Origin of the sequence: Dactylosporangium sp. CS-033363, assembly GCF_050942475.1 — a bacterium.
In the GTDB taxonomy this organism is placed as follows: Bacteria; Actinomycetota; Actinomycetes; order Mycobacteriales; family Micromonosporaceae; genus Dactylosporangium.
Map to the genome: position 1 here is coordinate 6,545,487 of NZ_CP192032.1, position 14,590 is coordinate 6,560,076.

Sequence of the window (14,590 nt, forward strand, 5' to 3'; positions counted from 1 at the left end):
TCACCTCCGCAGTCGATGTTACGGCCATGGGCAGGTGCCTCCAGCGGCCTTGTAGCGGGTGTCGTTCATCTGATGACGATCGTTCATCAGGCTGGTGCCGGGGTTGTACGGCTTGTTCGGGCCTCCACCGGCGCGGATCCAGCTCTCCTCCTTGACGTCGAGATCGGCGCCCGGCCAGCCTCGTTCAATCTCGAAGAACTTGAATTTCCGGCCCTTGTGCCGGGGCTCGGCGGCCTCCTCTTTCTGCCGCTCGATGAAGCGCGCATCGGACTCCACCTGACCGACGTACTGGGTCGGCCCGGTATAGCCGGCCGGCGGGTTGGTCCAGACCCGCAGGTAGATGAGGCCGGGCGGGCCGGGGGTCGGGCCGGTGTTGTGGACGAGGACCTGCGTGCCGCCGGCGCTGACGTAGTACGTCTCCAGGTCGTCGACGGTCAGGTTGTAGACCGTCGTGCGCTCGGTCCAGGTGCGCACCGCGCTGACCTGCACCCAGGTGCCGTTCGAGGTGCGCAGCCACTCGCCGCCGCGCAGGTCGCCCGCCGGCACCCACCGGTTGCCGGCCGGCAGCCAGAACGGGTGGTTGGTCGTCGCCGTCACCTCGCCGGTGCGGGTGCCCCGGTCGCCGTCGACGTCCACGGTGATGGTGATGAGGTCCTTGTCGCCGGCCGAGTGCCGGGTGCCGACGACGGTCTTGCCCAGGGTGAGGCCGGTGACGGGATCCGTGGCCAGCACGGTGTCGCCGACGTCCACCTCCTCGATCGGTTTCAGCTGCCCGCCGACGAGCACGACCGGGGTGCCGGCCACGAAGCTGCAGCTCTTGCTGAGCTTCTTGACGAGCTTGATGTTCTTGAACCAGTCGCTGACGCCCTCGAAGATCTCCTTGCCGAGGTTCCAGACCTTCTGGCCGAGCTCGTAGGCCTTCTTCCACTTCCACGGCGCGCCGTACTTCGAGGCCAGCTTGCCGGCCAGGCCGCCGACGAAGCTGCTGGCGACGTTGACGATGGTCTCGCCGCAGGCGCCGAGGTCGCCGGTGGTCAGGCAGTCCAGGGCCGCGGTGATGCCCAGCTCGTCCATGGCGATCTTGCCCAGCGCCTTGGCCGCGTTGATGAGCTTCTGCTTGGCCTGCTCCGCCTTCTCCTTGGCCTCGCGCAGCGCGGGGTCCTCGATCGGCGGCTTCGGCTTGCCGGCCGGCGGCTTGGGCAGCGGGTTGCCGTTGCGGTCGTAGCCGGCCGCCCGCATCGCCATGACGTCCTCGTCCGGCAGGCGCAGGCCCGTCGGGTCGGCGAACGTGACCGGGTTGTTGCGCCCGTACTGGTACGCGTTGAACTGGGTCGGGTCGTCGGGCACGAACACCGGGTCGGCCGAGATGAAGCGGCCCAGGGCCGGGTCGTACTCCCGCGCGCCGAGGTGGGTCAGGCCGGTCGTGGTGTCCTGGGTACCGCCGACGAAGCCCTTGTCCGCCGGCCAGCTCAGCATCGACGAGCCGCGCGGCCCGCCGAACGGGGTGGTGCGCCGCCGGGCGATCGCGCCGGTCGTGGCGTCGACGGTCGCGCTCTGGGTGCCGTGGTGGTCGGCGGCGAGGAACTTCACGCCGGACGTCTCGCGCACGGCGACGGTCATCCCGCCGAACGTGTAGAACCGGGTGCCGCGCACGGTGCTGCTGCCGTGGTCGAGCTTGAGCTCCATGCCCGGCAGGTACAGCGTCGTGGCGCCCGGCTCCTTGCGCAGCAGGCGGTTGCCCTCGGTGTCGTAGAGGTACCCGGCCTTGGTCTGCCCGCCCTGCTTCACCGCCGTGAGGTTGCCCTCGGCGTCCCATTCGAGGGTCTGCTTGGTGCCGGCCAGATCCCGCTCGACGGTGTTTCCGGCGTTGTCGTACTGGTACGAGTACAACCGGTCGCCGCCCGGCGTGTGCTCGACGACGTTCGACAGGTCGTGGCCGCGGGCCGTGCCGGTCGGATAGCCGTAGTCGCGCGTCACGTCGGCCGCGCCGGCGACGCCGTGGATGGTCTCCTTCTTGCGCCCGCCGGTGCTGTCGTACTCGTAGCTGTGGTGGTACGCCGCCGGCCCGCTCACGCCGGTGACCGCCGGGCCGCCCGCGCACTCGTCCGCGGCCGTGCTGGCGGTGGTCCAGGCGCGGGTCAGGCGGCGCGACCAGTCGTACTGGAAGCACTGGATGTCCCGGTCGCCCCCGGCCGGGGTGTCCTTGACGGCGAGCACGTTGCCGGCGTCGTCATAGGCATAGCGGGCGTGGATGTCGACGGCCGCGACGTCCTGGCGGTCGAGCCGGCTGCTGGCGAGCCGCTTCGTGCCCTCCTCGTACTCGTACGTGAGCCAGGCCTTCCTGCCGCCCGTGTTGAGCTCGGCCTGCAGCAGCTCGCCGGTCTGGCCGTACTTCGAGTCGGTCACGTACGTCGACGTGCCGGTCATCGTCTGCGGTCGCTGGAAGTCGTCGTAGCCGTACACGAGCGCCTCGGCCGGCAGCAGCCCGGCCCCGGGCAGGCCGTTGCCCTGCAGCGAGCCGTCCCGGTTGTAGGTCGTGGTGAACGTGTACTGCCCGGCCAGGCCCTCCATGCCGGGCACCGACGGCACCGAGTACGTCGTGGACTTGACCCGGTAGGCGTCGTCGAGGTTGGTGTAGAAGACGCCGTAGGCCTTGCCGTCGACGTAGCGCGTCGCGGAGTACAACTGTCCCTTGTAGAGGGTGTCGTAGGTCCACCCCGCGAGCTTGGTGCCGGTGGTCACGGTGCCGGACCAGACCGCGGTCTTCCGGCCGATCTTGTCGTAGACCGTGGTCAGGAGGTTGTTGCGGGCGTCCTTGGTGGTCTCCGGCCGGTCGAGGTCGTCGTAGGTCGTCTCGGTGCGCCCGGCGTCCGGATCGTTGATCGCCGTCTGCCGGCCGCGCTGGTCGTACTCCCACGTCCACTCGTTGCCGGCCGGATCGGTGAGGGACGCCATCTGCCCGGCGGCGGTCCAGGTGTAGGTCGTCTCCTCGTAGTCGCCGGTGGGACTGCCGCCCTTGTACCGCCGCAGCGCCGTCTTCTGGCCGCGGGCGTCGGCGATCGTCGTGGCGGCCACGCCCCCGTCCGGCGGGTCGACGTGCACCCGGTCGCCGGCGTAGGTGGTCGTCGTGCGCCACCGCTCGTCGCCCGCGACGGCGGTGATCTCGGCGACGGGGCGGTCGGCGCCGTCGTACTCGAACCAGGTCTGCCCGTCGACGTCGCCGTTGTCGACCACGAGCAGCTGGTCGCTCGGCGCGCCGGCCGCGTGGTACGTGGCGTAGGTCTTCTTCACCTGCCCGGTCGCGGTGTAGAAGGTGTCGGCGACGAGCCGGCCGTTCTCCGGGCCCTCGCTCTGCACCTGCCGCGGGCGCAGGTGCCCGTCGTAGATGTCCCACTGCACGCCGTAGGTGCCGTCGTTGCGCACCTTCTCGGTCTTCACGGCGACCGGCTCGGCGGTGCGCATCAGGTACGTGTACTTGATGCTCGGCGTCGCCTGGGCCGCCTTGGAGCGGTCGGGCAGCCACACCTTGACCAGCCGGCCCAGCGGGTCGTAGACCATGTCGCCGCGCTTGCCGTTGGGGTCGAGCTGCACGGTCGGCACGCCCCAGGCCGGCGCGTACTCGGTGGTGGTCTTCCACGCCGTGCCGATCGGGCCGACCTCCTCCTTCTTCGTCGTCAGCCCGTACGTCTGGGTGTAGGTGGTGGTGGTCGTGGTGCCCTTGGCGTCCTTGACCGTCAGCGGCCGCCCCCACGGGTCGAACGTGGTGTCGGCCACGGTCACGTAGGTCGCCGCGGTGCCGTTGTGGGAGGCCAGCCGCTCGGTCTTCGTCGCGTCGCCGAGCGTGGGGGCGGCCCCGAAGGCGCCGCCGTCGTACCAGGACCGGCTGTCGCTGATCAGCTGGGTCGCCCGGTTCGGGGTGGCGTCGCACTTGACCGCGACGGTCTCCTCGCGCCGCGGCAGCACGTAGATCCACTTCGGCTCGCTGTCGGCGTACTCGGTCCGGGTGCACCGGTCGTCGGCGGCGGTGCCGAGGTCGCCGAGGTCGTCGGCGGTGACCAGCCGGCCGTGCGCCGTCTCGTACGTGTTGACCATCTTGGTCTCGCGCCAGGCGCCGCCGGGCAGCGCGGTGAAGCTGCGGGTGGTGCCGGGCTTGATGTACGTCGAGCGGACCGTGCCCCAGGTGAAGGTCTGCGAGCCGGTCTCGTGCCGCCAGGGCAGCGCGATCGACTTCGACACGACGTCGGTGCCGTTGTAGACGACGGTCTCCAGCTCCTGGCCGGCGAAGTCGTCGAGGTCGGTGTGCACCCCGCCGGTCGAGTCGGTGACGGTCGCGTTCTGGGTGCCGCCGCCGGGCAGCGGGTTGCCGTGCAGGCCCCGGAAGTACGAGTGCTCGGTCTTGGTCGTCATGCTCTGGCCGTCGCCGCGGGTGACCCGCACCTTGCCGTAGCCGCGCCACTGGGCCCAGGACAGGTCGGCCGGCTTGGTGAACGCGTCCGGGTCGCTCTTGCGCCAGGCGGCGTCGCCCAGGTACTCGTACCGGGTCACCATCTCGTCGGCCTGGGTGGTGTTGTCGGACTCGATCACCTCGGCGACGACGTACTTGTGGAACCAGTCGACGACGGGGTCGCCGCTGGACGGGTTCCACTTGACGGTGTAGCACCGCTTCGTCGAGGCGCCCTCGGCCGGCAGGCTGCCGGCGGCGCAGTTCGGCGGCTCGTAGTTGACGGTGATCTGGCCGCCGGAGTCGGTGTGCACGGCCGCGACCCGGAACCGGTTGAGCTGGGCGATGCTGTCGTCGGGCCGGTCGATGCGGTTGGCCAGCTGGCGCCCGACGAGCTCGACGGCCGGCATCGACTCCTCGCCGCCGACGTGCCCCTTGTGGGTGATCTTGTTGAGCCACAGCGTCCGCGAGCCGTCGCCGTTGTCGGTGAACCAGTGGTCCAGCGCCCACGAGTCGACCGGGGTCCAGTCGGTGGCGCCCCGGATCTCGGTGGTGATCTTCGTCAGCCGTTTGCGGGTGAAGAACGACGGCGACATCTGGTCCGTCTTGCACCGGGTGTTCTCGGCGCAGATCCGGTCGAACGGCACGTCGGGCCAGGACGGCGCGGTGGCCGCGGTGAGGTCCTGCGGGTCGCAGTCGACGCCGCCGGCGGGCAGGCACCGCTCGAGGGTGTCGAAGCGCACCCGGGCCGGCGCGTTGGTGGTGTAGACGGCGTTGTGCCGCTCGCCGTAGTCGATCCGCTTGAGGTAGCCGCCGGCGTGGTAGCGGGTGCCGTTGACGTCGGTCTTGGCGAGCTTCGCGTACCAGTTGTCCTCGCGGGCGTAGTAGTACGACGTGACGTTGTCGTGCAGGTCGCGGCTGTAGTCGAGGTTCCACCGCCAGGCCTGGTTGCACGCGGCATTGGCGAAGGTCGCGTTCCAGCACGGTTCGCCGCTGTCGTCGCCGAAGACCGGCACGGTCCAGGTGGAGTTGGTCTCCTCGTTGTTCGCGGCCCAGCCGAACAGGCGGTTGAGGCCGAAGTAGTGCTCGGTGCCGTCCGGGACGGTGATCTTCCAGTACTCGCCGTTGTCGTCGCCGTTGACCGCGCCGCTGCTCTTCTCGATCTTCCAGTCCTGGTCGCTGGTCAGCCGCCAGCGCCCGGAGGCGTCCTTGAACAGCTCGCCCGAGGAGCCGTTGAGCACGACCGTGGCGTTCTCGTGCGACCAGCACAGGTCGGCGCTGGTGTCGTGGCCGTCCTCGGTGCACGCCTTGTAGCGGCGCTCGATGTACCCGGTCTCGTAGCTGAAGCCCTCGCCGATCCACGAGCCCTGGTTGTTCGTCGCCGCGGTGCGCCCGTCGACCGTCTGCGACGAGTAGCCGAGCGTCACCTGCGGGCCCTGACCGCCCGGGACCGGCGGCGTGCGCAGCGGGTACGACCAGTTGAACGCGCCCGAGGACGGCGAGACGTTCCACGTCGAGGACGGCGAGAGCTTGCTGGCGCCGTAGGAGCCCTGCGACGACGAGTCGCCGGCCGTCATGGCGAAGACCCCGCCGGCGCTCACCGAGGCCACGTCGAGCTCGGCCCGCAGCACGTCGGCCGCGGTGTCGTTGACGTGCGGGACCGGCGTGCCGGCGGTGCATTCGGCCCGCTCCGGCGTGCTCAGCGCGCAGTCGGGCAGCCGGACCAGCCGCAGCCGGGAGCCGAAGTCGCCGCCGTACGCGCCGGCGAAGTCCCGGTAGCTCAGCGTCAGCCCGACCGTGCCGCGCCCGGTCCGCCCGTCGGCGCGGCGCACGGTGAACACCGGGCCGTCCACGCGCGCGGCCAAGGACGCCGAGCGGCCCAGCACCTCGACCCGGACCTTGCCCGGCACCGCACGCGCCTGCGCGTCCAGCGCGTCGGCGTCGCGGGCCTGGCCGCGCGCGAACGGCACCGCCGCGGCCGGGTTCGACGCGGGACCGTGCGCCGCCACCGCCATCCCGCCCGCCGACGCGGTCGTGGCCGCGGCGGTGACCGGGACGTCGGCGGCGCCCGCGGCGGGCCAGCGGGCCGCCGCGGGTTGCGTGACGGCGGCCGCGGCGGCGGGGTTGTCGCCGCGCCCCTTCGCGGTGCCGTTGTGGCCCTGCACGGTGTGCCCGGCCTGCACGGCGGGCGCGCCGCGCCGGGGCGCGGCCAGGGCCGGGCCGGCGGCGACGAGCACGAGACCGGCCGCGACGGCCGCGGTCGTGCCGAACGCGACGGGGCGCTGGACGCAGCGCCGGGCGCCGTCGGGCCGGACGAAGACGCGCGAGAACATGGGCCCTCTTCTCACAGGTCGTTCAGTTCGGTGATCTGGTTGAGCTGCTGGATCGTGGTCGCGTCGAGCACGCCGGAGTAGACCCGGACCTCGTCGACGGCGCCGGCGAACGGCTCGCGCCACTGGCCGCCGAGGTACGCCCGGCCGACCTGCAGGCCGCCGTTGGCGTCCCAGGCGGTGACCCGGGTCGCCCGCGCCGACTGGGCGAGCTGCCCGTCGACGTAGAGCAGCAGCTCGTTGGTGAGCGCGTTGTAGGTCAGCACGAGCAGCTGGCCCTCGAGGTTGGTGTTCGGCAGCGCCTGGTCGTCGGCCGCCGTGACCACCGCCGCCCCGGCCGTGTCGGTCGCGGGCAGCGCCAGCTCCCAGCGCCCGGCGGCGTTGCGCCGCACGATGAACCCGCTGGACTGGGTGCCCTGCTGCGACAGCACCGCCATCGCCGGCCCCGGGTCGATCGAGGCCACCCGGGCCCGGACCGCCACCGTGAAGCTGCGGTCGGTGTCGATGAGCGGCCCGGCCGTCGAGGCGAAGTCGTCGGTACCGTCCAGGCGCAGCTCGCCCTGCCCGACCATCGGGAACACCGGGGGATCGCCGAACAGGTCGAACTGCGCGATCGCGGCCCCGCCGGCCAGGGTCAGCCCCGGCCCGCCGGCCAGCTCCGGGCTCACCCCGCCGGTCTGGGCGTTGAGCTGCCAGTAGCCGCGCCGGGTCGGCTTGAGCTCGGCGAGCTTGGCCACCTCGGCCGGCACGACGAGCCGGTTGAACAGCGTGACCTCGGCGATGTCGCCGTGGAAGTGCTCCTTGTACCAGGACTTGTCCATGGACCGGCCGATCTGCACGGCGCCGTGCGAGGCCCAGGCCGAGCGGCGGGGCGCCGACGTGACGGCCGAGCCGTTGACGTACAGCAGGATCGTCTGCGTCTGCGCGTCGTAGACCGCCGTGAGGTGGGTCCAGACGCCGACCTGGGCCGCGGCCGAGCTCACGACCCGCCAGCGGCTCAGCGGGTCCACGTCGCTGTACCCGATCATGAACTGCCACTTGCCGGAGCCGGAGTCGTACGCGAGCGTGAACCCGGACTCGCCGCTGCCGTCCTGCGACACCACGGTCCGGCTCTGGCCGGTGTTCGTCAGGCGCGCCCAGGCGCTGACCGCGAAGCTCTTCGACGTGTCGATGAAGCCGTCGGTGTTCGTCTGCAGCGCGCCGGTGGAGCCGTCGAAGGTGGCCGCCCGGTCGGCCGGGCCGCCGGGACCGGCCGCCTGGAAGGCCACGGTGCCCTGCACGGTGGCCGGGGCCGTGCCCTTCTCGTCGGCCGCGACCGTCGAGCCGGACGCGTCGCTCAGGCCCCAGACCGCGACCGGCGCGCGGCCGGCGCTGACCCGGAAGGTGCAGCTTGCGATCGCGCTGGCCTTCGAGGCGCGGTCGACGGCCTGGACGGTGACGAAGTTCGGGCCGTCCTTGGTCGCCAGCCAGGTCAGCTGGACCGGGCCGCCGTCGGTCGCCGGCGTCAGCACGTTGCTCGGCGACGGGTTGGTGTTGATGCCGTACCGGTAGGCGACCACGTCGGTCGCCGCGGAGTCGAACGTGAACGTGGTGTAGACGCCGACCCCGTCCCGCCAGGTCGCGTCGGTGTAGGTCGAGCAGTCGACGAGGTCCTTGGACAGGAACTCCGGCGAGCTCACCAGGGGCGGCGTCGGGGTCGTGTTGTCGTACACGAACTCGCACCTCGACTGCCCGTCGGAGCTCCACGCGCCCCACGTCTCGCCGTCGGAGGCCCGCACGTCCCAGGCGATCGGCACGTTCTGCGGGATGGTGGACGGCACGGTGTAGTCGAACCGGGAGCCGCTGGACTTCCACGACGACTGCCACGTCACCGTCTGCAGGCTCCCGCCGGGCGGGGTCCACTCCACCCGGAACTCGGCCAGCAGGTCCTCGACGTCGCCGGCCTCGGCGAGGTGGTCGGGGTCGGTGAGCACCGCCGAGAGCCGCGGCGGGGTGTCGACGTAGGGCCGGCTCGCCCCCGAGGCGCAGTTGCCGCCGGGCGACAGCGTCAGGTTCGACAGCACCGGCCGGTCCGGCGCGCGGTTCCAGTTCACGACCAGGATCGCGTTGTTGCAGAACCGCTTCCAGTGCTGGTTGTTGCTCTCGTTCTCGGCCTTGATGCCGAACGTGATCGACGACCAGTTGCCGCCGGCGGCGAGCTGCGCCTCGGAGGTCGCGTCGAAGACCGAGTTGCGGGCGCTGGAGGTGCAGGCCTGCTCGGCGCCGAGGGACCTGGTCGACAGGTGCCGGCTCCAGCCCGGCATGTTGCCCCAGTTGGTGGCGCCGCTGATGCCGCCGCCCATGCCGTACAGCTGGATGTTGCGGGCCGTGGTGTTCCAGCCGCGGGCCAGCGACACCTGGAACTGCGCGCTCTTCACGGTCTTGCCGGCCAGGTTCACCGGCAGGGCGTACAGCAGCCGCTTGATCTTCGAGTTGTTGCACGTCGAGTCGGGCGGGCAGTAGCCGGCGCGCTCGTCGGTCTTGCCGTCGAAGTTCGGGTACTCCTCGGCGGTGTAGCCGGAGTCGACCATCGTCCAGAAGGTGCGGCTCGTCGTCGTCCACACCGGGTCGATGTAGAGCGGGAAGCGCGCGGCCGGATCGGCGAGCAGGGCCGGGTCGGGCGTGAGGTGCAACCTGCCGCCCTCCACCCTGGTCGCGAGCCGGGCCTTGCGGGCCGTCTGCGGTGCGCCCCGGGCCGGCTTGGCCGACGCCTCCCCCGCCTCGGCGAGCCGGCGCTCGGCGACGGCGTCGCCGCTGTCCCACATGAGCGGCGCCGGCGCCTCGAAGACCCGCCCGCCGCTGGCCGAGTCGAGCGCCGCGAGCCGCCCGTCGCCCGCGTCGCGCAGCGACAGCCCGGCCGTGGCCAGGGACATCGACAGCGCGGTGACCTCCGGGCGGCGGGCCGCCTCCGCCGTCTTGACCACCAGCACGTGCGAGAACGTCTCGACGCCCGCGTTCACGACCAGGTCGACGCCGGGCGCGACCTCGGCGTAGGTCGCCGTGGCGCCGTCCAGCACCGGCGCCGGCAGCGGGCCGCCCGGCCAGCCGAGGCTCATCGACCGGCCGGCGCGGTCGGCGACGAGCAGCGGACCGGAGCCGCCGCCCGACAGCCGCAGGCCGAACGTGGCGGCGGCCGGGGCGATCGAGCCGTCGGCCCCGCGCACCAGCGTCGCGTCCGGCGTCACCCACTTGCCCTGCTTGACCGTGCGGACCGGCTGCTGGTGGATGTTCTCGGTGAACGTGCCGTCCGGGTTCGCCCAGATGTCCCGGCGCTCGCCGCGGTACGCGCCGACCTCGATCGCCCGCCCGCTGCTCTTCGCCATGGCGACCGCGGCGACCTCGGTCTGCTGCATCGTCTCCTGCTGCCCGACGAGGGCACCGGGATCGGGCGCGCCCGGCGGGGCCGGAGCCTGCGAGCCCATCGTGAGCCCCACCCCGAGCGCGAGGGCGAACGCCAGCCCGGCGCGCGTGAGCACCTGCTTGCGCTTGGTCATCGTCATCACCCTGCCTGCAGGCCGAAGGCGGTCGCGGTGCCCGCGGGCGCCGTCCAGGTCCGGGTCGGGGCCGCGTTGCCCGCGGCGAGCGCCGACCACGGGATCGCGTACACCGCCCGTATCGAGTACGGCGAGGAGACCAGCAGCTCGGCCGGGGTGCTGCCGAGCGCGGAGCCGATCAGCTCGATCCGCCCGGGGCCGTGCGGGAGGCTGCCGCTCTTGCGGTACACCGTGGTGTCGGCCAGGCCCGACGTGGTGCCGGCGGCGAACACCCGCACCTCGCCCGCGTCGTCCGCGCCGGAGAGGTCCTCGCCGGGCGTGCCCACGGCGACCAGGAGCGTCTGCGCGCTCGGCGCGACCGACGGGTCGGTGTTGACCACGACGACGTCCTGGCCGAACAGGTCGCCGACCTCGTTGTCGCCGGAGATCCCGGCGGTCGCCTGGGTCACCGTCGCCAGGTGGGTCACCTCGGTGTTGGTGACCCGGAACTGGTGGATGGCGCCCGCGTCGACGACGCCGCCCGGGTCGTCGCTGGGCGCCCCGACCACGAGGATCGAGTCGCCGGCCGGCCAGTACGGGGCCATCGCCACCGAGCTGCCGAACATGTCCCCGGCGGCGGGGTCGCCCGGCACGCCGGGGGTGTCCTGGCTGACGATGCCGGCGGACGCCGGCTGGGCGGTGCCCACCGGGTGGCGGAACACGAAGGCCACGCCGGCGAACTCGTTCTCGCCCGGCGACGTCACCGCGAGGTGCTCGGCGGTGGCGGCGAGCTGGTAGCCGAACCGGTCGTCGAGCTCGGGCGCCCAGGCCGCCGCGCTCTGGTCGAACGCGAGCCGCGCCGCGCCCCGGAAGTAATGCACGACGCCGGCGTCGGCCTTGCCGCTGATGTCCTCGCCGGGCGCGCCGGCGAGCAGGTACGGCTCACCGGCCGCGGTCTGCCCGGCGGCCAGCGAGTAGCCGAACCAGTCGAAGGCGGCGGGCGTGCCGGGCGTGCCGCCGCTGCCCTGGGCGTACGTCAGCGCCGCGGGGCCCTTGCCCAGCCCGGCCGGCGAGCCGAACAGCACCTGGACCTCGCCGGCGTCCTGCAGACCGGCCACGTCCTGGTACGGCACGCCGACGGCGACGTCCGCGCATCCGTCGCGGTTGGCGTCGTAGACGGCCATCGCCTGCCCGAAGCGCTCGCCGGGCTCGGCGTCGCCGGGTATCTCGGCCAGGTCCTGGTGCACGATCGTGCTCGCCCCGGTCGCGCCGTCCACGACGGTCAGCTGCCCGGCGTTGTAGTCGCCGTTCACCAGCGCGCGCGGGTCGGTGATGACGACGTCGCGCACGCCGTCGCCGTTGATGTCGCCGGCCACGCCGTTCTCGCAGCCGGGCGCGGGCGGGGCCGTGAGGTAGACCGAGAACTCGCAGGCGGCGGTCGCGGTGGTCACCGTGCCGTCGGAGACGAGCACCCGCCAGGAGTACTTGCCGCCCTCGATCAGGTCGCCGGCCGCGAAGGTGTGCGATGCCGCGGTACCCGAGGCGATGCCGGGTTTGGCCGCGCTGCCGAGCGGCTGCGCGGCGCCGGCGACCCGCCACTCGAACGTGACGGTCATCGGCGTGCCCTCGCCGTCGGCCACCGTCGCCGACAGGGCCGGCGTGAGCGTCTGCAGCGCCGGGCGGCCGGTGCCCGTGACACAGGTCGTGGCCGGGGTCGTGGACCGCGCGGTCACGCCCGGGTAGGCGTTGTAGGTGACGTTGACGTACGGCCGGTGCGTCGTGTTCGACGTCCAGTTGCGGGACCGGACCTGCTTCCAGCCCAGCGCATCGGTCTCGTCCTCGGCGCGCAGCCCCATGTGGGCGACGGTCTGCCCGGCCGTCGCGGCCCGCTGGAAGAAGCCGCGGGCGTCGATCGCGATCCAGCCGTCGTTGCAGGTCGTGTCGAACCCGGTGGTCGCGGTGGAGACCGACTCGGGCTGCTCCCCCGGCGTCGCCGCGTCGGCGTCGAGCCAGCTGGGCTGGCTCGTCCAGCGGGTCGCCGCCGAGGCCGGCGTGGTCGTCCACACCTGCCACGCGCGCGGCTGGCAGCTGGCCGACCAGAAGTTGTAGAAGTTCGCCGACGCCGAGACGATCTGCTTGCCGGCGAACGCGTCCGACGGCCACTGCACGAACGCCCGGGCGATCCGCGGGTTGGACCCGCCCATCTGCCCGAACCACAGGTCGCCCTGGGCCGACATGTCGTTGGTGCCGCCCTCCACGACCGACGTGGAGAACGTGGAGGCGACGCCGTTGAGGACCGGGTCGATGACGACCGGGAAGACCGTCGCCGGGTCGAGCATCCAGGCGGTGTCGGGCCGCAGGCCGAAGGCGCCCCGGCGCGCGGACGCCCCGCCGTCGGGCTCGAGCGTGACCGCCTTCTGCCGGGCGCGCGCCGGGCGGCCGGGCGCCTTGGCGTCCTCGCCGGAGTCCCACATGACCGGCTGCGGCACCCGGGCCAGCACCGCGCCGCCCGGGCCGCGCAGGGTCACGCCGCCGTCGGCCTCCGCCCGCTGCTCCACGGCGCCGTCGGCGCGCGCGGTCACCGGCAGGCGTCCGACGTACTTCACGGCGGCGCGGTTCTTCACCACGAAGAACTGCTCCACGCCCTCCGACGTCGACTCCATCACCAGGTCGATGCCGGGGAAGAGCTCCGGGTAGGTGGCGCGCGGGCCGTCCAGCACCGGCGCCGGCAGCGGCCCGGTCCAGTCGAACGCCGCCCGGCCGCCCGCCGTGGCGATCGAGGCGAGCTCGCGGGTGGCGCCCGCGTCGCCGGTCGCGCCGGACAGCACCAGGTCCCGCGGGTGGGCCTTCGGCGCGACCCGGCCGTCGGGCCGGGCGACCAGCGTGTGGTCGACCTCCACCCACCGCCCGGCGCGGCGGAACCGCTCGACCGCGGCGCCCACCCGGGCCTCGAAGCCGCCGGTCGGCAGCGCCCACACCTGGGTCTGCTCGGTGGTGAGGGCTTCGACCAGCACGCGCTGCCCGCTCTGCCGGGCCGCGGCGGCGGCCTGCCGCTCGGCCGGCGACAGCTCGGCCGCGCGGGCCTCGGCCACGACCGGACCGGCCACGGCCTGCTCCTGGTCACCGCCCCGGCTGCCGCCCGGCTCCGCGGCCGAGGGACCGACGGCGACGAGCATCGATGCGACAACGGCGAGGACGGTGACGGCGATCCGCGACTTCCGGGCGCGCGAGGACGCGCCGAATACAGGCACCATTGAACGCACTTCCCCCGTGAGTTCGTGTTGGCGGACAGTTAAGAGCGTCGAACTCCCAGCGTCAATGGGCCAGTGCCACTGTACGGTTGTGGCGCTCCGTAGTGACGGCTCGTCAACCGGTCGATGGCCACCCGAACGGTCGGCCCAACCGAGCCGTTCGGACGAGGGAGCCATCCCGTTGCGAGACCACCGAAACCCGCTTACCGGGCAAATCGCCCGATACCGTGATCCGTATGCGGATGACACGACGCGCCTGGCTGGCCGCGGCCTGCGTCCTGCTGGTCGCCGGATGCGGCAGCAAGACCGAGGACGCCGGCACCACCGCCCCGGCCACCACCACGGCCGCGACGACGAAGGCGGCCGGCGCCGCCGAGCAGCTCTCCGCCGCCGCGGCCAAGACCGCCGCCGCCGCGTACACGTTCAAGGCCGGCGACCCCGCGACGCAGGGCTCCATCGAGGGCGCCATCGACCCGGCCTCGTCGACCTCCACCAGCAAACTCTCGGTCGGCCTCGACGACACCGGCGCTGACGCCGGCACCAACCTGACGGTCGAGAGCCTGCTCGTCGCCGGCGGCTACTTCGTGAAGATCAGCGGCCTGCCGATCCCCGGCGTCGACGGCTCGAAGTGGTTCCGGGCCGACCCGGCGAAGATCTCCCAGGACAACGCCCTCGGCCTCGGCAACGCCAAGGACCCGATCGGCCTGGCCGACATGCCGGCCAGCATCGCCGGCGTGCAGAGCAGCGACGGCAGGTCCTTCACCGGCACCCTGGACCTCACCAAGAAGGCCTGGGGCCCGCTCGACGACTCCGCCCTCACCAGCGGCCTGGGCGACGCGGCGAAGGCGGTACCGTTCACCGCGACCGTCGACGCCGCCGGCCACCTCGCACAGCTGACGGTCAACGTCCCCGCCTACGCGGACTCCGAGGCCTCGACGACGACGGTGACCTTCGCCGACTTCGGCAAGCCGGTCACCGCCACCGCACCGGCCGCCGGCGACGTCATCGACGCCCCCGCGACGCTGTACGACGTCCTCAACAATCAGTAGCGGGTCG

General features: G+C 72.8%; 4 protein-coding genes. 1 reads left to right on the plus strand and 3 read right to left on the minus strand.

Translation table 11 applies throughout. The features are described from left to right. Positions 1-18: 18 nt before the first annotated feature. Genes ACQPZ4_RS30275 through ACQPZ4_RS30285 form a run of 3 tightly spaced genes read right to left on the minus strand, consistent with a single transcriptional unit; the run spans position 19 to position 13,537 of the window. Positions 19-6,774 carry an RHS repeat-associated core domain-containing protein gene (locus tag ACQPZ4_RS30275; RefSeq protein WP_433042736.1) on the minus strand — a complete coding sequence of 2,252 codons (6,756 nt, stop codon included), beginning with the start codon at positions 6,772-6,774 and terminating at the stop codon, positions 19-21. An 11-nt stretch (positions 6,775-6,785) separates the two neighbouring features. Beyond that, complete coding sequence (locus ACQPZ4_RS30280) at positions 6,786-10,304, minus strand: LamG domain-containing protein (protein WP_433042739.1); 3,519 nt, start codon at positions 10,302-10,304, stop codon at positions 6,786-6,788. Between the two features lie 5 nt (positions 10,305-10,309). Then, positions 10,310-13,537 carry a DNRLRE domain-containing protein gene (locus tag ACQPZ4_RS30285; RefSeq protein ID WP_433042742.1) on the minus strand — a complete coding sequence of 1,076 codons (3,228 nt, stop codon included), beginning with the start codon at positions 13,535-13,537 and terminating at the stop codon, positions 10,310-10,312. A 233-nt stretch (positions 13,538-13,770) separates the two neighbouring features. Between ACQPZ4_RS30285 and ACQPZ4_RS30290 the strand changes: the two genes are divergently transcribed. Continuing rightward, positions 13,771-14,583 carry a hypothetical protein gene (locus tag ACQPZ4_RS30290; RefSeq protein WP_433042745.1) on the plus strand — a complete coding sequence of 271 codons (813 nt, stop codon included), beginning with the start codon at positions 13,771-13,773 and terminating at the stop codon, positions 14,581-14,583. Positions 14,584-14,590: the final 7 nt, after the last annotated feature.

Coding starts and splice junctions, on each gene's coding strand:
- ACQPZ4_RS30275 (WP_433042736.1), bottom strand. CDS start 6,774: ATGTTCTCGCGCGTCTTCGTCCGGCCCGACGGCGCCCGGCGCTGCGTC.
- ACQPZ4_RS30280 (WP_433042739.1), bottom strand. CDS start 10,304: ATGACCAAGCGCAAGCAGGTGCTCACGCGCGCCGGGCTGGCGTTCGCC.
- ACQPZ4_RS30285 (WP_433042742.1), bottom strand. CDS start 13,537: ATGGTGCCTGTATTCGGCGCGTCCTCGCGCGCCCGGAAGTCGCGGATC.
- ACQPZ4_RS30290 (WP_433042745.1), top strand. CDS start 13,771: ATGCGGATGACACGACGCGCCTGGCTGGCCGCGGCCTGCGTCCTGCTG.